The following is a 20,721-nucleotide window of genomic DNA, read 5'->3' as shown; positions in this document are numbered from 1 at the left end:
GCCGGGAGGATACCTCCGACGGCTTAGACCGGGTGGCGGCGGACACCGCCACCCGGTCTCAGCTCAGGCCGCGGTCGCCGTCGCGTCGTCGATCTCGCCGACGAGCACTTCGAGCACGTCTTCGAGGTAGAGCAGCCCGACGGTGCGCCCGTCGGCGTCCAGGCTGCGTGCCACGTGCGCGCCCCGGCGCCGGAGGATCGCCATGGCATCCTCCAGCTCCGCCGTGCGCGGCAGCGACGCCAGGCGGCGCAGGCGCTTCTCCGGGATGGGCGCGGAGAACTCCTCCGGGCGATCCAGGTCCATCACGTCCTTCATGTGCACGTAGGCGACGGGTTCGCCGTCGGTACCGGCCACGACGTACCGGGAGTATCCGTGCGCCGCCACCGCCTGCTGCACATCGGCCGGCGTGGCGCCGGCGGGGAGGAGCACCATGGACTCCAGGGGCACGTCGACATCCGCGACGGTCTTCTCGGTGAACTCGAACGCACCGGCCAGGGTGCCCGAGTCGTCGCGCAGCGTTCCTTCCCGGCGCGACTGCTCGACGATGTTGGCGACTTCGTCGAGCGTGTACGTGCTGGTCGCCTCATCCTTGGGCTGCACCCCGAACAGGCGCAGGATGCCGTTGGCGGCGGTGTTGAGCGTCCAGATGACGGGTTTGATCACCCGCGCCACGGCGACCAGAGCGGGGGCGAGGATCAGCGCCGCGCGATCGGGCACCGAGAACGCGATGTTCTTCGGCACCATCTCACCGAACACCACGTGCAGGAAGGTGACCAGGGCCAGCGCGACGGCGAAGGCGATGATGCTGATGAGCTCGGGCGTGAGACCGGTCAGCCCCAGCGGGATCTCGAGCAGGTGATGGATCGCCGGCTCCGAGACGTTGAGGATCAGCAGCGAGCACACCGTGATGCCCAGCTGGCTGGTGGCCAGCATGAGCGTCGCGTGTTCCATCGCCCACAGCGTCGTCTTGGCCGCGCGGCTGCCACGGGCCGCACGCGGCTCGATCTGCGAACGGCGGGCCGAGATGACGGCGAACTCCGCTCCGACGAAGAAGGCGTTGCCCAGCAGCAGGACGAAGAGCCAGATGATTCCGGGAACGTACTCACTCATGGCCGGCTCCGCTCGCGAGGGCCTGGACCATCCGGTCGTGTCGGTTCATGAGGCTGGGATCGTGCTCCGGGTCGTCGGGAAGGTAGCGCAGCCGCACGATGCGGTGGCCGTCGATGCGCTCGATGCGCAGCGTGCCGTGCGCGGTGCGGACTTCGTCGCCGAGTTCGGGCAGGCGCCCGAGTGCGTCGGTGACGAAGCCGCCCGCAGTGTCGTAGTCGGCGCCGTCGGGGATCTCCACCGCGATGCGGTCGAGCACCTCGTCGGGGCGCCACTGCGCGTCGAAGGTGATCGAGCGACCCGAGCGCAGCACGCCGGTGCGCGTGCGGTCGTGTTCGTCCTCGAGTTCGCCGACGATCTCCTCCACGAGGTCCTCGAGAGTCACGATGCCCGCGGTGCCCCCGTGCTCGTCGCCCACGACCGCGATCTGCAGCCCTTCCGCGCGCAGCAGCGCGAGGAGGTCGTCTGCGCCCATCCCCTCCGGGACGGTCCGCACGTCGCTCATGAGCGCGTCGGCGCGCACGGAGGTGCGCTCGTCGAGCGGGATGGCGAACGCGTGCTTGACGTGCACCACGCCGACCACGCGGTCGGGTGTGCCGTCGATCACGGGGAAGCGGGAGTACCCGGTGGCGCGGGAGCGGGCGATGATCACATCGGCCGTGTCGGCCAGATCCACGCTCGCCATCCGCACGCGCGGAGTCATCACCTCGGACGCGTCCCGTTCGCTGAATCGCAGCGTCCGGCGCAGCAGCTGCGCGTCGGACGTGTCCAGCAGACCCGCCGTGGCGGAGTGCCGGATGAGGTACGACAGCTCATCCGCGCTGCGGGCGCCCGACAGCTCCTCCTTGGGCTCGATCCCCATGGCGCGGATGACGGCGTTCGCGGTGTTGTTGAACAGAAGCACGAGCGGCTTGAACACCGCCGTGAAGGCGCGCTGGAACGGCGTGACGAGCTTCGCGGTGGCAAGAGGGACCGCCAGGGCGAAGTTCTTCGGCACGAGCTCGCCGATGATCATCGAGAACAGCGTCGCCAGCAGGATGCCGACGACGGCGCCGATCGGCGTGACGGCGCCCTCGGGCAGGCCGACGCTGAGAAGCGGGCCGCGCAGCAGGCTGCTGACGGCGGGTTCGAACGTGTACCCGGTCAGCAGGGTCGTCAGCGTGATCCCCAGCTGGGCGCTGGAGAGGTGCGTCGACGTGACCTTGAGGGCCTTGATCGTGCCGTCCAAGCCCTGTTCGCCGCGGGCGCGTCGCGCTTCGAGCTCGTGCCGGTCGAGGTTGACCAGCGCGAACTCGCTCGCCACGAACAGCCCCGTGCCGATGGTCAGGACGAGACCGATGGCGAGCATGATCCACTCGTTCATTCGTTACACCCCCTGACCCGAGAACGTTCCGCAGCGGCGGATGGGTGGCCAGAGGGCGTAGGACTATGAGAGGGAGGGTCATCCATGATGGATCCACAGTAGTGGCGAAGATTTAAGCGTGTGCTGAGAACGTGGCGGGAATGCCCGCGGACGGCGCAGAGTTCATGCACGGGAATAGTCAGGAGATGGCGGATGGCGCACGCGGTGGAACTGGGGATCGACACGTTCGGCGATGTCGCCATGGTGCCCGGTGGCGGCCGGGCGAGCGACGCAGCGACGATCCGGCAGGTGGTCGACCAGGCCGTTCGCGCGGATGAGGTGGGTCTGTCGTTCTTCGGCGTGGGCGAGCACCACCGGCCCGAGTTCGCGGTGTCCAGCCCCGAGATCGTGCTGGCCGCCGCAGCCGCCCGCACCTCCCGCATCCACCTCGGCACGGCCGTCACCGTGCTCTCCTCCGACGACCCGGTCCGGGTCTACGAGCGCTTCGCGACCCTCGACGCCGTCTCGCACGGCCGCGCGGAAGTCATTCTGGGACGAGGTTCCTTCATCGAGTCCTTCCCGCTGTTCGGGTACGACCTGGCCGACTACGAGGTGCTCTTCGAGGAGAAGCTCGACCTCTTCCGCCGGCTGCTCGACGAGCGGCCGGTGACGTGGTCTGGTTCCACGCGCTCAGCCCTGGACAACGCCGACGTCTACCCCAAGACCGAGTCCGGCCTCACGGCCTGGGTGGGCGTGGGCGGCAGCCCCGAATCGGCGGTCCGGGCAGCCCGGCACGGGTTCGGGCTCATGCTCGCCATCATCGGCGGCCCCGCGCACCGGTTCCGCCCCTTCGTGGACCTGTACCACCGGTCGCTGGACTCGTTCGGACACGACCGCGCAGGCGTCGGCATCCACTCTCCCGGTCACGTCGCCGAGACGGATGCGGAGGCATGGGAGCAGGCCTACCCCGGTGTCGAGCACAACTACACCGTCATCGGCCGTGAGCGCGGGTGGCCCCCGTACAACCGGCTCCGGTTCCAGCACGACGTGGGGCCGGAGGGCTCGATGTACGTCGGGTCTCCCGAGACGGTCGCGCGCAAGATCGCCGATACCGTCCGGACGCTGGGCGCCGACCGCTTCGACATGAAGATCGGCACCGGCGGGCTTCCCCAGGAGCAGGCGCTGCGCAGCATCGAGCTGTACGGCACCCGCGTGCAGCCACTCGTGCGTGACATGCTTTCCTGATGACCGAAGCCTCGACGTCGCCTGCCACGATCTCGGAGCGGCTGGACCGGCTGCGGTTCGGGCGCGGCCACGCCCGCGTGCTCGCCGGCTCGGGCATCGGCTGGGCGCTGGATGCCATGGACGTGGGGCTCATCTCGTTCGTCCTGGCCGTTCTCGCTCAGCAGTGGGCCCTGCAGCCGGGGGAGACGGCGTGGATCGCATCCGCCGGCTTCGCGGGCATGGCCGTGGGGGCGAGCCTCGGTGGGCTGCTGGCCGACCGCTTCGGGCGCCGCCAGGTGTTCGCGCTGACCCTGCTCGTGTACGGCGTGGCGACGGGCGCCAGCGCCCTGGCCGGGGGACTGGCCGTCCTCATCGTCCTGCGCTTCCTGGTGGGTCTCGGTCTGGGTGCCGAACTCCCGGTCGCTTCCACGTACGTCAGCGAATTTGCGCCCGCGCGCATCCGGGGGCGCCTCATCGTGATCCTGGAGGCGTTCTGGGCCGTCGGGTGGACCGCCGCCGCGATCATCGGGTACTTCGTCGTACCGGCGTCGGCCGATGGATGGCGATGGGCGTTCGCCCTGGGCGCGGTCCCGGCCGTCTACGCCCTGGTCGTCCGGTGGGGGCTGCCCGAATCGCCCCGCTGGCTCGCGCGCCGCGGGCGCCACGCTGAGGCCGAGCGCATCGTCGCGGAGTTGGAAGGCAGCATCCGCGTGCCGGCGGCGCGGGATGGGCGGGTTCCCGCCCTCCCCGCGACGCCGGACGTGCACGCGTCTCCCGTCCCGGCCGTCGCGGCGCCACGGGCGGGGGAGCGCGTCAGGGCGCTGTGGTCGCCGGAGTTCCGGGTCCGCACGCTGAGCCTGTGGGTCGTGTGGTTCTGCGTCAACTTCTCGTACTACGGCGCCTTCATCTGGATCCCGACGATCCTCGTCGACGCCGGGTACGACCTCGTGCGCTCGTTCGGCTTCACCCTCATCATCACGCTGGCCCAGCTGCCGGGTTATGCCGTGTCGGCGTGGCTCATCGAGGTGTGGGGGCGGCGCATCACCCTCGCGGCGTTCCTCGCCGGATCGGCGGTCGCGGCGATCCTCTTCGGTACGGCCACCAGCGAGGCGATGGTGATCGCGACCGGAATGGCCCTGTCGTTCTTCAACCTCGGCGCGTGGGGCGCCCTGTACGCCGTCTCGCCCGAGACCTACCCGACGTCATTGCGGGCGACGGGGAGCGGATGGGCGGCGGCCGTGGGGCGGATCGCGTCGATCATCGCGCCGCTGGCCGTGCCGCCACTGCTCGCCGCCGGCGGTGCCCCCGTGCTGTTCGTGGTCTTCGCGGCGTTCTTCGCCGTCGCGGTGCTCGCAACGTGGGGTCTGGCCGACCGTCGCGGCCGCGCGCTCGACGATCGTTGATCCAAGCCGCCGCCGCACGGCCGTAGGGTAGCGAGGTGACTTCCGTACGCCTGGCTTCCATCGGCGACTCCTTCACCGAAGGGGTGGGGGACGAGCTGCCCGACGGCACCGTGCGCGGGTGGGCCGACCTGGCGGCACAGGGGTGGGCGCAGGCGCTGGGGGAACCCATCGAGTACGCGAACTTCGCCATTCGCGGCAAGCTCGTGTGGCCGATCGTGCGGGAGCAGCTCGAGCCGGCGCTGGCGCTGCATCCGACGCACCTGTCGTTCAACGGCGGCGGCAACGACATGCTCCGCCCGCGCGCCGACATCGCGCACATCGCCGACGCCTTCACGCACGTGCTGCGGCGCTGCGATGAGGAGGGGGTGCGGGTCATCCTGCTCTCCGGCGCGAATCCGTCCGCCCAGTTACCCCTCGGGCGGCTCGTGCAGCGCCGCGGCGATCTGCTCTCGGCCGCCGTCACCGGTCGCGTCGCCGACCGGCCGGATGTCATCCAGGCGCTGAACTGGCCCGACCGCGAGCTGTCCACTCCCGGGTACTGGTCGGCCGACCGCCTCCACATGAACACGCGCGGTCATCATCGTGTCGCGGCGCGGGTGCTCCGCGCGCTGGGCCTGACCGTGCCTGCGGAGTGGGACTCGCTGCCGGAGATCTCCGCGGCCGAGCGTCTGGCCGGAGCCGCCTACTACCGCGCCCACGTGGGCCCGTGGGTCCGTCGGCGCCTCACCGGAACCTCCTCCGGTGACGGCCGCACGCCGAAGTTCCCCGCCTGGGTCACCGTGACCCCCGCATCCGCCTGACTTCTCGCGCAGAATTCAGGAGAATCCGGCTTCCGAGCGGCCTCCGAGCCCCGCCCTACGGCGTGTCTCCTGAATTCTGCGCAACGCCACGGGGCGGGGCGGGCGAACCCGGACCGCGGCTAGGGCGCCGCGGGCAGGACGCGGTACGCGACTTCGACGAACTGACCGGAGGCGCGGGCGGACTCCAGCTGCAGACGCTCGGGCCCGATGCGGCGGGGGAGCAGCGGCTTTCCCGCCGGCAGGAAGGCCGGCGCGACGGAGAGGCGGATCTGGTCGAGGTGTCCGGCGTCGTCGAACTGGCCCACGAGATCGCCGCCCCCGACCAGCCACAGCGCTCCGTCACCGGCGGCCTCGACGAGATCGGGCCAGAAGGATGCGACGTCGCCCTGAACGAAGCGCACATTCGCGCCCGGCGGCACGGCCAGGGTGCGGTGCGTCACGACGAAGCAGGGGAGCGCGCCGTAGCTCTCGGCCCACATCCCCGGACGCTGCTCCTCCTCGTGACGCAGCACCCATTCGTACGTGGCCGCACCCATGACGAACGCGCCCACGGTAGCCAGGAAATCGCCCATGTCGTTCTCGGCGTCTTCAGCGCCCGGCACGGCGAAGAGCCAGTCGAGGGAGTCGTGCTCGTCGGCGAGGAAACCGTTGGCGGTGACAGCGGTGTAGAAAACAGTGGTGACCATCCCGCAACGCTAGGTGCGGCCGCCGACACGGTCCGCGAACGACGGATCCCCGTCGCCGCAGCGGATGTCAAGCCCTCGGAGCGGGGGCACGCGGACCGCCATCATGGGGACGCGGCACCGCGCCGCGGGGGCGCGCGTCCGCGCGCCGGAAAGGGAGACCATGAGCATCGGAGCAGGAATCGCCCTGTTCGTCATCGGAGCCATTCTGGCGTTCGCTGTGAACGTGCAGCTCGAGTGGATCAACCTCGACCTCATCGGATACATCCTCATGGGAGCCGGCGCCGTCGTCTTCGTCATCGGCCTCGTGCTCATGATGCGCCGCCGGTCGACCGACACGGTCACGCGAACGGCGGTCGACCCGAACGCCGGGGAGCGGGTCACGCGTCAGTCGACGCGATCCAGCGGCGACGACGTCGTCTGATCGACACAGAGCGGCCGCGGCGCACAGCCCCGCGGCCGCTCTTTTCGTGTCCGCGCTCCAAGAGGTTCAGTCCACGCCGCGGTCGGTCATGGCCACAGAGACGACGCCGTCGAGCTCGGACAGCTGCCCCGCGAGAGATGGCAGTTTGTCCAGATCGCCGGTGAAGCGCATGACCAGCTCACGGAGATTCGAGTCCTCCTCGTGCGAGGCCTCCTCCAGGGCCGAGTGGTAGCCCGACTGCGCGGAGGTCTCCAGCACCTGCCGCAGAACGCTGTACCCGCGGCGATACCGGATGGTCAAGACGGGTTCAGGCAACTCGGGGCGGATGCGCCGGCCGACATAGCTCAGCGCTCCCACCGTCAGCAGGTGCAGGATGGTCGCGGCCACGGCGATGAGGGGCATCCCTGCGCCGCAGGTCATTCCGATCGCCGCGGTCATCCAGATGCTGGCGGCCGTGGTCAGGCCGTTGACGGTGCCCTTCTGCACGAAGATGACCCCCGCGCCCAGGAAACCGATGCCCGACACGATCTGCGCCGCGATGCGGGAGGGATCGAGGACGACATCCGCGCCCACGACGTTGCTGAATCCGTAGGCCGACACCAGCGTGAACACCGCTGAGCCCAGCCCGACGAGGGTGTGCGTGCGCAGACCGGCGCTCTTGAGCTTGCGCTGACGTTCGACTCCGATGACCGCGGAGAGGAGGAAGGCCAGCCCCAGAAGCGCCAGTTCGGTGAGGGTCGATTCGGTGTACAGATCGATCAGCATGCCGTGTCCTCCGCCGGATGGCTCGTGGTGTCGGGCTCGAGAGCGAAGACCCGCAGCAACCGCTCAGCCTCCGCGGTCACGGCGTCTGCGCCGCGCGCGATGTAGACGCGCGAGTCGACGACGTCGGGTCGCCCGGCCAGCACCTCCCGCACGGCGGCAGTGAAGCGCGTGTTCAGCTGTGTGGAGACGTTGATCTTCGTCATGCCGGCCCAGATGGCCCGGACGATCTGTCCGTCCGGAACTCCGGACGACCCGTGCAGGACCAGCGGGACGGGCACGGCGGAGCGGAGCCGTCGGATCAGGTCGTGGTCGAGTTCGGCAGTGCGCTCCCGCATCGCGTGTGAAGACCCGACCGCGACGGCGAGGGCATCCACTCCCGTGGCATCGACGAAGTCTTTCGCCTCGGTGGGATCGGTGCGAACGCCCGGCGCGTGGGCGCCGTCCTTGCCGCCGACCCGCCCCAGCTCCGCCTCGACGTAGCAGTCACTCGCGTGCGCGTACGCCGTCGCCCGCCGGGTGTGTGCGACGTTGTCGGCGAAGTCGAGCGCGGAACCGTCGTACATGACCGAACCGAAGCCGAGGTCCACCGCGCGGTGGACGAGCGCGAGATCCTCGGCATGATCGAGGTGCACGGCGATCTCAGCGCTGGAGCGCTCGGCGATCGCCAGCATGGCCCGCGCAATCGGGTCGAGGTCGCCGTGGTAGGCGATGCAGTTCTGCGAGAGCTGCAGGATGACCGGCAGTCCGGCGTGCTCAGCGGCGCGCACGAGAGCGGATGCCGTCTCGAGATGGATGACGTTGAACGCACCCAGCCCCCGCCCGGCAGCGCGCGCGGAGGACATCAGGGTGCGGGTGGGAACGAGGGTCACGGACGCTCCTCGGAGTCGGGGTACGGGTGGAGGGCGACCTCGACGGCGAGTTCCCGGTGGGTGCGGGAGATCTCGCCGGCCAGTGGCATGAGCACCGCGGCCGCCGACCAGGACGTCGCCGCGCGCAGCAGATCCGCCGCTGTGGGCGCTCCCTGGGCCAGCAGCATCGCCGCGGCGGCGACGCCGGCGTCGCCGGCACCGGTCGGATTGCCACGAAGGACGCGGGGGAGCGCAGCGCGCGTCCACGCCGAGGCGGAGTGCGCCGCGAGCATCCCTTCTTCGCCCAGGGAGACGAGGACCGTGTCCGCACCGAGATCGAGGAGGGCCTGCGCTCCGGCCGCGAGGTCGCGTTCACCGGTCGCTTCGGCCAGTTCCGCGGCGTTCGGCTTCAGCAGGTCGGCGCCGGCCGCTGCCGCAGCGAGCAGAGCCGGACCCGACGTGTCGACGATCACCGGGATGCCCCGGCTGCGCGAGCTGGCCACCATCGCCGCGATCTCCTCAGGCGGGAAGCCGGCCGGCAGACTGCCGGAGATCACGAGGCACGACGCGATCGGCAGCGGGCTCTGCACCGCTGCATGCAGTCGCGCGCGTTCATCCTCGGACAATGCGGCTCCGGACTCGCTGAGCAGCGTGGTGGTGCCGTCGCCGTCCTCGACGACGGCGATCGTGCGGCGCGTGGGGGAGCCGACTGGGACTGCCTCGTGCGCGATGCCGGACTCCTGCAGGTCGGCGACGACCTGCGCGCCGGTGGCGCCGCCTGCGGTGAGGACCGCGCGCACGGGGAAACCCTGAGTGTGCAGGACGCGGGCGACGTTGATCCCCTTGCCGCCGGCTCGCGCGGGTCCCGCCGACACGCGATGGGTCTCGCCGGGCTGAAGCGCGTCGATCCGGTAGGTGAGATCGAGAGCCGGATTGGGCGTGAGTGTGAGGATCATGCCGGGTTGGGCACGATCGCCACCTTGCCGGACTGCCCGGCGTCGGCGATCCGGTACGCCTCATCCGCGTCCTGGAGCCCGAAGGCGTGGGAGACGACCACCTCGGGGTGAAGCCCCCAGGCGGGCAGACGCTCGACGAGCTCCCGCATGTGGGCGAGATTCGTCACCCACGATCCGTGCACCGTGAGCTGGCGATGGATGAGCTGCGGGCTCGCCTCCTCGACCTGGAACCCATGGCCCTCTCCGATGAGGACGAGCCGGCCGCGGGTTCGCAGCGTGGCCAGCGCAGTGGCGCGCCCGGCGGTGCTCCCCGAGCAGTCCACCGCGACATGCCATTCGGGCACCACCCGGTGTGCCGGATCGGTCGGGTCGACCGCCGCATCCACGGCGCCGACGCGCAGGGCGAACTCGCGGCGCTCGGGGCTGGGGTCGAAGCCGATGCGGGGCGTTGCCCCCAGCTTGCCGCCGAGCAGCCCGGCGGCGAGCCCGACCGGGCCGAGCCCGACGACGGCCAGCGAATCGCGACCGCTCACTCCGGCCCGGAGCAGCCCTTCGTAGGCGGTGCCGAAACCGCAGGCGACGCACGCGCCATCCTGGTACGTCACCCCGTCGGGCAGGAGGATGCAGTCGCGTTCGTCGGCGAGCATGAACTCGGCGTGGCCGCCGTCCCGCTGCCAGCCATAAGCCGCTCGCTGCGGAGAGGTGCAACTGATCTGGTACCCGCTGATGCAGTCGTCGCACTGGCCGCATCCGCTGATGTGGTAGACCGCGACGCGATCTCCGACCTGAAGTCGGGACACGCCGTCGCCCAGCGAGACCACCTGCCCGGCAGGTTCATGGCCCGCGACGACGTTCTGATACGACTCCGCAGGATCGCCCTGAACGTGCTCGCGATAGATGGCACGGATATCGGATCCGCAGATCGTGGACGCACGCACGGCGATGACGACCTGCCCAGGCCCGGGAGCCGGGTCCTCGATCCGACGAAGGTCGACGGTGCTGTCACCGGGCAGATACACGCCGAGCATGGCGCTCCTTCCGTAGGCGTCGCTGCTGTGCGACGGGGGATGCGAGTCGGGGTCAGGGGAGAGGCGCAGGTGCCGCAACCGTCGTGACTTGTCGCTGTGCGTCGATCCTATTAGGGTCGAAACCAAACGCAACTCGATTTCGCACGTTTCGCTTTGAAACGAAACCTTGGCGTGAGCCATGCGCGTGTCAGTGGCGAGGACTCAGAGTGGAGAAGAACGCGTGGGATCAATCGAGTTCAAAGGCGTGACCAAGCGGTTCGGCGAGAACACCGTCATCGGTGATCTCGACCTGACGATCGAGGACGGCTCGTTCACCGTCCTGGTCGGCCCCTCCGGATGCGGCAAGACCACGCTGCTGCGGATGATCGCGGGGTTGGACACCCAGACCGCCGGACAGCTGCTCATCGACGGCAAAGACGTCTCTCATGCGCGCCCCGGCGACCGCGACATCGCCATGGTCTTCCAGAACTACGCGATCTACCCCACCATGTCGGTGCGCGGGAACATCGAGTTCGGCCTCAAGAACAACAAGGTGTCACGCGACGAGCGCCGGCAGCTGGTCGAGAGCATCAGCAAGACAGTCGGCCTCTCCGACTACCTCGATCGCAAGCCCAGCACGCTCTCGGGCGGTCAGCGACAGCGCGTGGCCCTGGCCCGCGCGATGGTGAAAAAGCCTGGTGTCTTCCTCATGGACGAGCCGCTGTCCAACCTCGACGCGAAGCTCCGCTTCCAGATGCGCGTGGAACTCATCGAGCTGCACAAGATGCTCGGCACCACCTTCGTCTACGTCACCCACGACCAGGGCGAGGCGATGTCGATGGCCGACACCATCGTGCTGATGAACGGCGGCAAGATCCAGCAGATGGCGCCGCCGGAGGTCATGTACCGCCAGCCGGCGAACGTCTTCACCGCCGAGTTCATGGGCATCCCCCCGATGAACGTGACGCGCGCGGGCGCCGACGGCATCCGGCTGGGCTTCCGCCCCGAGAATGCGCGCCTCTCCTACGCACCGATCGACGGCGCCTTCACCGCTCAGGGTCGCGTGGTCACCCGCGAGATGCTCGGGTCGGAGACGGTGTACCAGGTGCGCGGCGGCGACGACGTGTTCATGGTGAAGTCGACCGACCCCGGGATCGACGTGGACCGTGAGGTGCATCTGGCCGTGGGCGAGGAGCACCTGGTGCGGTTCGGCGCCGACGGCGTGCGGATCGACGCACCGGTCGCGGAGGCGAGGCCTGCGCATGCGTAATGGAACGCTCTGGCCGCGCCTGCGGCCCTATGCCATGGTGGCGCCGGTCATCGTCGGCATCGTGCTGTTCGTCTTCTACCCGATCGCCTATCTCGGGCAGCTGAGTCTGAACGACTACAACCTGCTGAACCCGGCGATGAGCGAGTTCATCGGGCTGGAGAACTACATCGAGATCTTCCAGCGGGAAGACTTCTACGTCGCCCTGCGGAACACCCTCGTCTACACGCTCGGGACCGTCTCGATCACCCTGACCCTCGCTGTGCTGTTCGCGCTCCTGCTCAAGCGCCACACGAGGCTGGGCGCGATCGTGCAGGCGGGCATCTTCATCCCGCACGTCATCTCCATCGTGTCGATCTCGCTGGTGTGGCTGCTCATGATGGAGCCGAGCTTCGGCCTGATCAACACGGTGCTGAAATCGCTCGGGCTGCCGACGTCGATGTGGCTGCAGAGCTCCGAGACGTCGATGCTCTCGATCATCATCGTCTCGGTGTGGCACAGCACCGGCTACTTCACGCTGATCGTGCTCGCCGCACTGCACTCCATCCCCGCGTCGCTGTACGAGGCGGCCGCCCTGGACAATGCCGGCCCGGTCCGCGTCTTCTTCAAGATCACGCTGCCCATGCTGTCGCCGCAGCTCTTCTTCATGCTGATCATCTCCACGATCGGCGCACTGAAGGTGTTCGACACCGTCAACATCATGACCGGCGGCGGACCGAACAACTCGACCACGTCGCTGGCCTATTACATCTTCCAGAACCGCACGAGCAACATCGGCTACGCCTCGGCCTCGGGCATCGTGCTCATGGTCCTCGTCGCGGTGTTCACGATCATCTACTTCCGCATTCTCTCGAAGAAGGTGCACTACCAATGAGCGTCGGACTCGCAGCACCTGTCCTGGCCGAACCCGGCCCTCCCGAACCGCAGCCCGAGGTCTCCCTCCCGCCGCGCAGGCCTCTCGCCCAGCGCATCGGCCGGGTCTTCGCCGCCGTGCTCAAACTGGTCCTCCTGGCCGGATTCATCGCGCCATTCCTGTGGATGCTGTCGACCTCGCTGCAGACCAGCGCGGAGAGCTCCTCGTTCCCGATCACCCTCATCCCCGAAGTCCCGCAGTTCGGCAACTACCTCGAGGCGATGACCTCCGGGCCGTTCCCGACGTACTTCCGCAACTCGGTGATCGTGACGGTGAGCATCCTCGTCATCCAGCTCGCGCTGATGATCCCGGCGGCGTACGCGTTCGCGGTCTACGAGTTCCGCTTCAAGAACATCCTGTTCGGCATGGTGCTGCTGGCCTTCATGATCCCCGGCCAGGTCACCTTCATCCCGGTCTACCTGATGATGGCGGAGTGGGGGCTCATCCAGACCCTGCTGCCCCAGATCATCCCGGCGATGACGAACGCGTTCGGCGTCTTCCTCCTGCGGCAGTACTTCATGCAGATCCCGCGGGAGATCATCGAGGCCGCGCGCCTGGACAACGCCAGCGAGTGGCGCATCATGCTGCGCATCATGGTGCCGATGTCGATCCCGGCGCTGGCCACCGTGGTGCTGTTCAGCTTCGTCTCCCACTGGAACGACTACTTCTGGCCGCTCGTGATGACCGACTCCGCCGCCGTGCGTCCGCTGCCCATCGGCATCGCGATGCTCCGGGAATCGGAGGGCATCAGCCAGTGGAACATCATCATGGCCGGCAACGTCGTGCTCGTCGTGCCGATCCTGATCGTGTACTTCTTCGCCGCCAAGCACATCATCCGTGCCTTCGCGTACTCAGGCATCAAGTGATCCATCCCCCCGCATCGCAACACACATGGAAGAAGGACGTATGAAAACGCAAAGACTCCTGCGCGCAGGCATCGGCATCGCCGCCGTCACCTCGCTCACTCTGCTGGCCGGATGCTCCGGAGGCGATGACTCCGCCACCGGCAGCAACAGCGGCGTGGCACCCGAGGGGGAGACCACGACCATCCAGTTCTGGCACTCGATGAGCGGCACGAACGGCGAGAGCATCGACGCCGTCGTGGAGTCGTTCAACGCGTCGCAGGACGAGGTCGAGGTCGTGGCCACGTTCCAGGGCTCGTATCCCGAGACGCTGACGAAGCTCCAGCAGTCCATCCCCGCCGGGACCGGCCCCGACATCTCCATGGTCGAGCGCGCCTTCGTGCCGCTCCTGGCCGAGGCGAAGGTGCTGGCGGACCTCAACCCGTTCCTGGAGTCCTCCGACATGTCCGAGGACACCTTCGTCGAGGGCCTGATGGGCAACATCACCTTCGATGGCGAGCTGAACGCGATCCCGTTCAACCGCTCGAGCCCGATGCTGCACGTGAACCAGACCGCGCTGGATGAGCTGGGCCTCGAAGTCCCCACCACGTGGGAGGAGACCGAGGCGGTCGCCAACGCCCTCGTCGTCAAGAACGGCAGCGAGACCAGCCGCTACGGCATCACCATGAACTACGAGAGCTGGTGGCCGATCTCGCTCATCGTCCAGCAGGGCGGCAGCTTCTTCAACGAGGACGGCACCGCCATCGGCTTCGACGAAGAAGGCGTCGAAGCGTTCGAGTTCATCAAGCGGATGCAGGACAGCGGCGCGCTCTACTACCCGCCGACCACCGACTCCGGCAACGTCGTGGGGCAGATGTTCCTCGGCGGACAGGTGGGCATGGTCGTGAACTCCAGCGGCAGCATCGGCGGCTACCTGCAGAACGCCACCTTCGACTACCAGACCGCATTCCTGCCCGAGGGCGACCGTGCGGCCGCGCCCACCGGCGGTGCCAACCTGGTGATGCTCGCCGACTCCGACAAGCAGGACCCGGCGTGGACCTTCCTGGAGTGGCTGATCAACGACGCCGAGGGCGGCCAGCGCTTCATCAAGGACACCGGCTACGTGCCGTTCACGCCGGCGATCGCCGAGTCCGACGAGTTCGTCGAGCTGTTCGAAGCGGAGCCGCAGCGCAAGGTCGCCTACGACCAGCTCGCCAACTCCATCGACACCAACAACAGCCCGCACTTCGCGGAGATCGACCAGGAGTTCCTGAAGACCATCCAGGCCATCATGTACGACGATGCCGACATCGAGACTTCCCTCGACGCCTTCATCGAGCGTGCCAACGCGATCCTCGCCGACTGACAGCGACCGATCGCACGCGCTCGGGCGGGCGGATCGCCGCCCGCCCGAGCGTCCGAACGAGGGAAGAGAAGTGAAGATCAGAGCAATCGCGCATCGGGGATACTCGGCGAAGTACCCCGAGAACACCCTGACCGCACTGAGGGCAGCCGTCGACCTGAACTACAGCCACGTCGAGTTCGACGTCCAGCTGAGCAAGGACGGTGTGCCCGTCCTGATGCACGACTACAACGTCGACCGGATCACGGACGCCTCCGGCGCTGTGCGCGACTACACCCTCGCAGAACTGAAGTCGTTCGAGATCGCCGGCGGAGAGCGGATCGCGACGCTGGAAGAGGCGCTCGACGTCGTCAAGGGCAGGATCACCCCGATGGTCGAGCTCAAACAGGCCGGTGACCTGTATCCCGGACTCGAGGAGAAGTCGCTGGATCTGATCCGCCAGAGCGGCGTCGGCGAGGACTGCATCATCATCAGTTTCGATCACTTCTCGATCCAGCGCCTGCGCACCCTGGATGCCGACATCCCGCTGGGCCTGACCAGCAGCTGCGCCATGCCCTACGTGTTCGACTTCATGGCGGAGATGCGCTGCGAGCTGCTGGGGGTGCCGGTGAAGATGCTGACCGCCCAGTACGACCGCATGATCACCGAACGCGGCTACATCGTCGGTCCGTGGGTCGTGGACTCCCTGGCGGACATGCAGCTCATCGCGGAGAAGTACCCGCACACCCTCATCACCACGAACGAGCTCGAGCGCTGGGCGGACTTCTACCTCGCGCATCCCGAGCTGCATCAGGACACCGCCAAGTGAGCGCATCCGCATCGGCGAACGCCGACCTGCTCATGCGCGCCGCCGTCCTGCACGGCCCGGGGCAGCTGCAAGTCCGTGACGTCGAACGACCCGTGCCGGGGCCGGGGGAAGCCCTGGTCCAGGTGATGGTGAGCGGCATCTGCGGATCCGACCTGCCTCGCGTCCTGGGCACGGGAGCGCGGCGATACCCGATCATCCTCGGTCATGAGTTCTCCGGTGTGATCGCTGAGGTGGGGGAGGGCACCGGCATCGCTCTCGGCAGCCGCGTCGCCGGAGTGCCTCTCCTGCCGTGCGACGAGTGCCGGGACTGCGCATCCGGTCACTACAGCCAGTGCCGCAACTATTCGTTCCTCGGCTCGCGGGTGAACGGCTCCTGGGCCGAATACGTCGTGGTGCCCGAACGGAACCTCCTCCGCCTCGCCGACTCGATGAGCTTCGAATCCGGCGCGATGATCGAGCCATCCTCGGTCGCCTTGCATGCCTTCCGCCTCGCGCGGTACGACGGTGGCGGCCATGTCGCGGTGATCGGCGCCGGCAACATCGGTGTCTTCGCGACGCAATGGGCTCGGCTCCTCGGCGCCGACCAGGTCACGGTCTTCGACATCGACGAGGCGCGCCTGGCGACGGCCACTGCGCTCGGGGCCGACCTCGTCCAGCGCACCGATCTTGAGCAGGACGACTGGCGGGAGCAGACCGGCAGCCGTGGCTTCGACCTCGTCATCGAGTCGTCGGGAGTGTCGCCTGCGCTCACCAGCGCGCTCCAGCTGGTGGCCAGCAAGGGGACGATCGTCTCCGTCGGCACGCCGACGCGGCCCGTCTCGTTCGATCCGCACGTGTTCGAGCTGCTGCACCGCAAGGAGGCCACGGTCATCGGGTCATGGATGTCCTACAGCAGCCCGTTCCCGGGGGAGGAGTGGACGTCATCGGTCCGTGCGTTCGAGAGCGGACGTCTGACCTGCGATTCGCTGGTCGCCGCCCGCTTCCCGCTCGAGGACGCGAACGGGGCCTTCGACCTGTACCGCTCGGGAGAGGCCGTGCGCGGCAAAGTCCTGCTATACAACAACGAGTACTTCCGTTCGACAGGGGCTGATGGCCGATGATGCGCGAGGGTGGCAGACGCCTGCTGGGGATCGAGCGGCGCCAGTACATCCTCGATTTCCTCCGTGAGCACAAGAGCGTCGAAGTATCCTTCCTCTCCGACGAGCTCGGTGTGTCGGAAGTGACGGTCCGGAAGGATCTGGAGAAGCTCGAGCGGGACCGCCTCGTCGTCCGCAGCCATGGCGGCGCCGTGCTGAGCGCCGGCCTGCTGGCGGAGCCCTCCTTCGTCGAGAAGGACGATCAGTTCGCCGAGGAGAAGAACGCCATCGCACTGGAGGCATCGAGTCTCGTCGGCGACGGCGTCACGGTCGCCCTCGCCACCGGGACGAGCGTCGGACGCCTCGCGCTTCGTCTGCTGGATCGGACGGGCCTGACGGTGGTGACCAATGCCGTGAACATCGCCACCACCTTCATGCCGCACGAGGCGGAAGTCTTCCTCACCGGCGGCACGATCCGCCCGCACACCTACGGGCTGGTGGGGGAGGTAGCCGAGCGGGCGCTGGACGGAGTCATGTGCGATTTCGCGTTCATCGGTACGAACGGCGTCAGTCTCGAGCGTGGACTGACCACGCCGAACATGGAGGAGGCCCGCGTCGTGCGGGCGATGATGAACAGCGCTCGACGGGTCGTTCTCCTCGCTGATCACACGAAGTTCGCCCACGTGGGGTTCTATCGGATCGCCCCGGCCGAGCGCGTGCACATGATCATCACCGACTCGAAGGCCCCGGCGGACGAGGTGGAGCGCCTGCGCGGCGCGGGCGTCGAGGTGCGCGTGGTCAGCGCTCGTCCAGAACGTCGGGGTTCGTGACGACGATCTTCGAGTCCTGCCATCTCCAGTCCAGGTCGGACGGAAGCCCTGCCGCGGCGTCCTCGAGGTTCAGCAGCTGAGACGTGTCGGAGGCCGGCCGCGCCCCGAGTTCCAGGTAGTGGATCTCCGACTGTGCTGTGCTGGCCGCCGCGGTCAGCACAGCCAAGGCCGTGCTGGTCTCGACCGGCTCATCGCCGCTGACGGAAATGACAACGGTCATGATCCGCGCGAAACCGGAGGGGCCGACCTGCAGCGTCAGCACGTCATCCACCCGCGGATCGGCCGCGAGGATCGCCGGCTTGACGACGCCGGGGGCCTGGGTACCACTGCGCTCGCGTTGCAAGGCATTCCATTCCTCGCGCACGACGACGCAGCCCGTGAGCAGGGGCACGGTCGCGACCACCGCCACAAGCGCAAGTGACAGACGGCGGCCGGCGGCGGTGCGGCTCATGACTCCCTTTCGACACACGTTGCACGTGATCGACACGGGCATATGCGCTCATCCTGGCATTGCGCGCACGCGCGACGCACATCGACGGGCGGAACCTCTCTCCCGAGTCACGCTGAGAGGCTCGTTCATACCCGGTGGCGCCAGCGGTGGATGGTGAGGCCGGTGAGGGCGACGCCGACTGCGAGCAGCAGAACGGGTGACTGGAAGACGAGCGCGGCGGATGCCCCGGCCAACGCGGTGAGGAGGACACCGTCCATCGCCCACGTGAGGCGCGCGGCGGCACCCAGGTCGCCCATGGGTGTGGGAATCGGAGTGAGCAGCGCGGGTGGGAGTGGCCCCTTCAACGCGTTGCCGATGCGCGCGAGGACCGCGAACATCCCGAGCGGCAGGGAACCGAGGATCGCCGGCGCAGCGTGTCCGATGAGGAGCGAGCAGATCACGGTGACGACGACGAGCACGATCATCGTTGTGACGACCGGGAAGAGCGCGTGGTAGGTGAGGAGCCGTGCGTCGCTGATTCCGTAGAGAGGAAGGTCCGATGCGACACTCGCGGCGTGCCGGATGCCATCGGTGAACGGACCCAGCCCTGCGAACAGGATCACACCGGCGACCGCGCTGAGTGCCCAATCGGGCGTCTCCGAGACGAAGGAGAGCGTGAAGAGCGCCGCTGCCGCAGCGAGGGCGAGTGCACCCGCAGCGAGCCTGACGGGTGTGCGTGCGGCGCCGACGGCGTCGCGGAGAAGGAAGACGACCGGGCTTCGCAGGGCGGGTCTGACAGCACGCAGGTGGCGTCCGACCTTCGGTGCCGCCTGGTAGACGGTTGCGGCTGCAGCCAGTTCCATGCCGCTTGCGTAGGAGGTCGCGGCCTCCCATCGCGCTGCTTGTGCAGCCAGGGGTGTGATGCTGAGCCTGTTCATCAGAGCCGGCGCGGCGGCGACGGCAGCCGCGGTCACGGCGAGGAGAGGCGCGAGCGGTCCCGGCGCAGCGCCGACCGGGTAAGCGAGACCGACCCATCCCCATGGGGTGAAGGGCTGGATCTCCGCGACAGTGCTGGTGACCGCGCCCAGCGCGAAGACGATCGGGGAGAAGAGCGCTGCCGTGCGGGGCATCGCCTGACCCACCAGCCAGGCGAGAGAAGAGATGACGCCGACGCAGGTGCTGGCGAGGACGAACAGCCCAGCGTCGCCGGGTGTGCTGTATCCGGTTGAGACAAGGCTCGCGCCGATGAGGACGCCTACGACAGTGGTGAGCGCAACCACCATCGTCCCCGATCGGAGGAGCGGTCCACGGAAGGAGGTGGCTCGGGGGAGGTCACTCGAGGCCAGCGCGTGCGTCACGAATGGAGGTCTCAGCGCAGGACCGCGGACTCTGCCCAGCAACAGCGCAGACGCCCACATGCCCGAGACGGCGAGCATCGTGACGCTCGGCGCCTCAGGCGAGGTGAGGATCGCGATCCCTTCCGCGCCGGTCATGCTCACCACGATCGCGCGCACGAGGGGAGCGATGGCGACCAGCGTGACCATCACGATCAGGTACGCGAGGTAGGCGTGATCACCTCGTGTGCGGGTATTGCGTGAACGCCAGATACCAAGTGGCGCAGAGACGCGACCGGTCATGCCGCTTCGCCCAGCCAGAGCGTGTGGTCTGCGAGCGCGTCGGCCAGCCGCGGATTGTGCGTCGCAACGACAACGGTCGCACCGTTGTCCCGCCGGATGCGCAGCGCATCGATGACCATATCGATGTGCTCGGGGTCGAGCCGCTGCTCCGGCTCATCGATGATGAGCACGTCGAACGGCCTGGCCAGCACGAGCCCGAGTGCGAACAGCTGCGTCTGTCCGGAGGACAACTCGTGGGGAAAGCGCGCCGTCAAGGGCGTGAGCCCCAACTCGTCGAGCACTCCACGCGCGAGCTCGGTAGCCGCGAGCGCATCGTCCAGCCACGTCGATGCCACCAGGAGCACGTGATCAGAGACGGTCAGATCCGGGGCGATCGGCGGGAGCCCGATCATGGCGGCGACCCGCCGACGGAATCGGCGGTCGCGCTCGGTGACGATGTCATCGCCGATCCGGATCGTTCCGCTCGTCGGCGTCCGGACGCCGGCCATCGCCCGCAGCAACGTGGACTTGCCGGTGCCGTTCCGCCCACGAACGACGAGGACATCGCCCGGCCCGACAGAGGCGGACACCGGTGCCAGCAGCACCACATCCCCCACGGAGACGGTCACCTCGTGCAGCTCGATCACGCGGGCCCCTCTCGGTGCGACAGCGGGCGGAGGAGTTCCTCGGTCACCGGGAATGGCACCGCGTAGTAAATCTGGGGTGCGTTCATATCGCCCCAGTCATCCTTCTTCACGCGGATGCCGACGGGTGACACCTCTGCGATCCGGACGCGGAGCCACGACCCGTCGTCCAACCGCAACTCATGCGGGTCGGCGAGGTATCCGAGTCCGAGGTCGTCCAGGACCTGCTCCGCGACCATCCATTCCACGACGTCCGTCCGCGGACGACCCAGCAGATCGATCGCGACGAACCCTTCGCCCAGCGGCTTCATCCATCCCACGCGTTCCCCGTCGATTGAGCGTCGGTGTTCGATCCAATCCGCTTCCACGTCTT

General features: G+C 68.3%; 22 protein-coding genes. 11 read left to right on the top strand and 11 right to left on the bottom strand.

Features of this window, described 5'->3' with window-relative positions; all coding sequences use genetic code 11:
* Positions 1-63 precede the first annotated feature (63 nt).
* Both E4K62_RS08460 and E4K62_RS08455 read right to left on the bottom strand, forming a co-directional pair.
* Complete coding sequence (locus E4K62_RS08460) at positions 64-1,110, bottom strand: hemolysin family protein (protein ID WP_135066169.1); 1,047 nt, start codon at positions 1,108-1,110, stop codon at positions 64-66.
* Entirely contained in the window at positions 1,103-2,470 is a 1,368-nt protein-coding gene (locus tag E4K62_RS08455) for a hemolysin family protein (protein ID WP_135066166.1), read from the bottom strand. Before E4K62_RS08455 ends, E4K62_RS08460 begins: the two co-directional genes overlap by 8 nt.
* Positions 2,471-2,662: 192 nt before the next feature.
* On the opposite strand from E4K62_RS08455, the gene E4K62_RS08450 reads away from it, so the two are divergent.
* Genes E4K62_RS08450 through E4K62_RS08440 form a run of 3 tightly spaced genes read left to right on the top strand, consistent with a single transcriptional unit; the run spans position 2,663 to position 5,876 of the window.
* Entirely contained in the window at positions 2,663-3,694 is a 1,032-nt protein-coding gene (locus E4K62_RS08450; RefSeq protein WP_135066163.1) for an LLM class flavin-dependent oxidoreductase, read from the top strand.
* The gene (locus E4K62_RS08445; RefSeq protein ID WP_135066160.1) at positions 3,694-5,076 is read left to right on the top strand and encodes an MFS transporter; all 1,383 of its coding nucleotides are present in this window, start codon (positions 3,694-3,696) and stop codon (positions 5,074-5,076) included. The genes E4K62_RS08450 and E4K62_RS08445 overlap by 1 nt, the downstream gene beginning before the upstream one ends.
* 35 nt (positions 5,077-5,111) lie before the next feature.
* Positions 5,112-5,876, top strand: a complete 765-nt coding sequence (locus tag E4K62_RS08440; RefSeq protein ID WP_135066157.1) for an SGNH/GDSL hydrolase family protein — start codon at positions 5,112-5,114, stop codon at positions 5,874-5,876.
* A 119-nt stretch (positions 5,877-5,995) separates the two neighbouring features.
* Here E4K62_RS08440 and E4K62_RS08435 read toward each other — a convergent pair whose 3' ends face one another.
* Complete coding sequence (locus E4K62_RS08435) at positions 5,996-6,562, bottom strand: dihydrofolate reductase family protein (RefSeq protein ID WP_135066154.1); 567 nt, start codon at positions 6,560-6,562, stop codon at positions 5,996-5,998.
* A gap of 160 nt (positions 6,563-6,722) precedes the next feature.
* On the opposite strand from E4K62_RS08435, the gene E4K62_RS08430 reads away from it, so the two are divergent.
* A complete protein-coding gene (locus E4K62_RS08430) occupies positions 6,723-6,983 on the top strand; it encodes a DUF6458 family protein (RefSeq protein WP_135066151.1) in 261 nt (86 codons plus the stop codon).
* A 66-nt stretch (positions 6,984-7,049) separates the two neighbouring features.
* On the opposite strand, the gene E4K62_RS08425 is transcribed toward E4K62_RS08430, so the two are convergent.
* From E4K62_RS08425 to E4K62_RS08410, 4 genes are read right to left on the bottom strand one after another with little or no spacing between them, the layout of a single operon-like run.
* Complete coding sequence (locus tag E4K62_RS08425; protein WP_135066148.1) at positions 7,050-7,748, bottom strand: MgtC/SapB family protein; 699 nt, start codon at positions 7,746-7,748, stop codon at positions 7,050-7,052.
* Complete coding sequence (locus E4K62_RS08420) at positions 7,742-8,617, bottom strand: class II fructose-bisphosphate aldolase (protein ID WP_135066145.1); 876 nt, start codon at positions 8,615-8,617, stop codon at positions 7,742-7,744. Before E4K62_RS08420 ends, E4K62_RS08425 begins: the two co-directional genes overlap by 7 nt.
* The gene (locus E4K62_RS08415; protein WP_135066142.1) at positions 8,614-9,552 is read right to left on the bottom strand and encodes a 1-phosphofructokinase family hexose kinase; all 939 of its coding nucleotides are present in this window, start codon (positions 9,550-9,552) and stop codon (positions 8,614-8,616) included. The genes E4K62_RS08420 and E4K62_RS08415 overlap by 4 nt, the downstream gene beginning before the upstream one ends.
* Positions 9,549-10,580 carry a zinc-dependent alcohol dehydrogenase family protein gene (locus tag E4K62_RS08410; RefSeq protein ID WP_135066139.1) on the bottom strand — a complete coding sequence of 344 codons (1,032 nt, stop codon included), beginning with the start codon at positions 10,578-10,580 and terminating at the stop codon, positions 9,549-9,551. Before E4K62_RS08410 ends, E4K62_RS08415 begins: the two co-directional genes overlap by 4 nt.
* 220 nt (positions 10,581-10,800) lie before the next feature.
* On the opposite strand from E4K62_RS08410, the gene E4K62_RS08405 reads away from it, so the two are divergent.
* From E4K62_RS08405 to E4K62_RS08375, 7 genes are all read left to right on the top strand, one after another.
* Entirely contained in the window at positions 10,801-11,829 is a 1,029-nt protein-coding gene (locus E4K62_RS08405) for an ABC transporter ATP-binding protein (RefSeq protein WP_135066136.1), read from the top strand.
* Positions 11,822-12,700: a carbohydrate ABC transporter permease gene (locus E4K62_RS08400; RefSeq protein WP_135066133.1), complete on the top strand. Its 879-nt coding sequence runs from the start codon at positions 11,822-11,824 to the stop codon at positions 12,698-12,700. The genes E4K62_RS08405 and E4K62_RS08400 overlap by 8 nt, the downstream gene beginning before the upstream one ends.
* Positions 12,697-13,605 (top strand): carbohydrate ABC transporter permease, encoded by a 909-nt coding sequence (locus E4K62_RS08395; protein ID WP_135066130.1) that lies wholly within the window; start codon positions 12,697-12,699, stop codon positions 13,603-13,605. The genes E4K62_RS08400 and E4K62_RS08395 overlap by 4 nt, the downstream gene beginning before the upstream one ends.
* 40 nt (positions 13,606-13,645) lie before the next feature.
* The gene (locus E4K62_RS08390; RefSeq protein WP_135066127.1) at positions 13,646-14,947 is read left to right on the top strand and encodes an ABC transporter substrate-binding protein; all 1,302 of its coding nucleotides are present in this window, start codon (positions 13,646-13,648) and stop codon (positions 14,945-14,947) included.
* A gap of 70 nt (positions 14,948-15,017) precedes the next feature.
* The gene (locus E4K62_RS08385; protein WP_205805918.1) at positions 15,018-15,752 is read left to right on the top strand and encodes a glycerophosphodiester phosphodiesterase; all 735 of its coding nucleotides are present in this window, start codon (positions 15,018-15,020) and stop codon (positions 15,750-15,752) included.
* A complete protein-coding gene (locus tag E4K62_RS08380) occupies positions 15,749-16,852 on the top strand; it encodes a galactitol-1-phosphate 5-dehydrogenase (protein WP_205805916.1) in 1,104 nt (367 codons plus the stop codon). The genes E4K62_RS08385 and E4K62_RS08380 overlap by 4 nt, the downstream gene beginning before the upstream one ends.
* A complete protein-coding gene (locus E4K62_RS08375; RefSeq protein ID WP_135066121.1) occupies positions 16,849-17,658 on the top strand; it encodes a DeoR/GlpR family DNA-binding transcription regulator in 810 nt (269 codons plus the stop codon). Before E4K62_RS08380 ends, E4K62_RS08375 begins: the two co-directional genes overlap by 4 nt.
* On the opposite strand, the gene E4K62_RS08370 is transcribed toward E4K62_RS08375, so the two are convergent.
* From E4K62_RS08370 to E4K62_RS08355, 4 genes are all read right to left on the bottom strand, one after another.
* Positions 17,627-18,109: a hypothetical protein gene (locus tag E4K62_RS08370; RefSeq protein WP_135066118.1), complete on the bottom strand. Its 483-nt coding sequence runs from the start codon at positions 18,107-18,109 to the stop codon at positions 17,627-17,629. The genes E4K62_RS08375 and E4K62_RS08370 overlap by 32 nt on opposite strands.
* A 125-nt stretch (positions 18,110-18,234) precedes the next feature.
* Positions 18,235-19,725, bottom strand: a complete 1,491-nt coding sequence (locus tag E4K62_RS08365) for a hypothetical protein (RefSeq protein ID WP_135066115.1) — start codon at positions 19,723-19,725, stop codon at positions 18,235-18,237.
* Positions 19,722-20,351 carry an ABC transporter ATP-binding protein gene (locus E4K62_RS08360; protein WP_135066111.1) on the bottom strand — a complete coding sequence of 210 codons (630 nt, stop codon included), beginning with the start codon at positions 20,349-20,351 and terminating at the stop codon, positions 19,722-19,724. Before E4K62_RS08360 ends, E4K62_RS08365 begins: the two co-directional genes overlap by 4 nt.
* Entirely contained in the window at positions 20,348-20,716 is a 369-nt protein-coding gene (locus E4K62_RS08355) for a hypothetical protein (RefSeq protein WP_135066108.1), read from the bottom strand. The genes E4K62_RS08360 and E4K62_RS08355 overlap by 4 nt, the downstream gene beginning before the upstream one ends.
* Positions 20,717-20,721: the final 5 nt, after the last annotated feature.

This window comes from Microbacterium wangchenii (assembly GCF_004564355.1).
GTDB lineage: Bacteria > Actinomycetota > Actinomycetes > Actinomycetales > Microbacteriaceae > Microbacterium > Microbacterium wangchenii.
The sequence above is the reverse complement of the archived record's forward strand: the minus strand, read 5'-3'. Positions and strand labels throughout refer to the sequence as shown.

Excerpts from the sequence above, each read along its gene's own strand:
- E4K62_RS08455 (WP_135066166.1), bottom strand. The coding sequence starts at position 2,470 with ATGAACGAGTGGATCATGCTCGCCATCGGTCTCGTCCTGACCATCGGC.
- E4K62_RS08390 (WP_135066127.1), top strand. The coding sequence starts at position 13,646 with ATGAAAACGCAAAGACTCCTGCGCGCAGGCATCGGCATCGCCGCCGTC.
- E4K62_RS08415 (WP_135066142.1), bottom strand. The coding sequence starts at position 9,552 with ATGATCCTCACACTCACGCCCAATCCGGCTCTCGATCTCACCTACCGG.
- E4K62_RS08400 (WP_135066133.1), top strand. The coding sequence starts at position 11,822 with ATGCGTAATGGAACGCTCTGGCCGCGCCTGCGGCCCTATGCCATGGTG.
- E4K62_RS08375 (WP_135066121.1), top strand. The coding sequence starts at position 16,849 with ATGATGCGCGAGGGTGGCAGACGCCTGCTGGGGATCGAGCGGCGCCAG.
- E4K62_RS08365 (WP_135066115.1), bottom strand. The coding sequence starts at position 19,725 with ATGACCGGTCGCGTCTCTGCGCCACTTGGTATCTGGCGTTCACGCAAT.
- E4K62_RS08450 (WP_135066163.1), top strand. The coding sequence starts at position 2,663 with ATGGCGCACGCGGTGGAACTGGGGATCGACACGTTCGGCGATGTCGCC.
- E4K62_RS08445 (WP_135066160.1), top strand. The coding sequence starts at position 3,694 with ATGACCGAAGCCTCGACGTCGCCTGCCACGATCTCGGAGCGGCTGGAC.
- E4K62_RS08395 (WP_135066130.1), top strand. The coding sequence starts at position 12,697 with ATGAGCGTCGGACTCGCAGCACCTGTCCTGGCCGAACCCGGCCCTCCC.
- E4K62_RS08430 (WP_135066151.1), top strand. The coding sequence starts at position 6,723 with ATGAGCATCGGAGCAGGAATCGCCCTGTTCGTCATCGGAGCCATTCTG.
- E4K62_RS08460 (WP_135066169.1), bottom strand. The coding sequence starts at position 1,110 with ATGAGTGAGTACGTTCCCGGAATCATCTGGCTCTTCGTCCTGCTGCTG.
- E4K62_RS08425 (WP_135066148.1), bottom strand. The coding sequence starts at position 7,748 with ATGCTGATCGATCTGTACACCGAATCGACCCTCACCGAACTGGCGCTT.
- E4K62_RS08370 (WP_135066118.1), bottom strand. The coding sequence starts at position 18,109 with ATGAGCCGCACCGCCGCCGGCCGCCGTCTGTCACTTGCGCTTGTGGCG.
- E4K62_RS08410 (WP_135066139.1), bottom strand. The coding sequence starts at position 10,580 with ATGCTCGGCGTGTATCTGCCCGGTGACAGCACCGTCGACCTTCGTCGG.
- E4K62_RS08435 (WP_135066154.1), bottom strand. The coding sequence starts at position 6,562 with ATGGTCACCACTGTTTTCTACACCGCTGTCACCGCCAACGGTTTCCTC.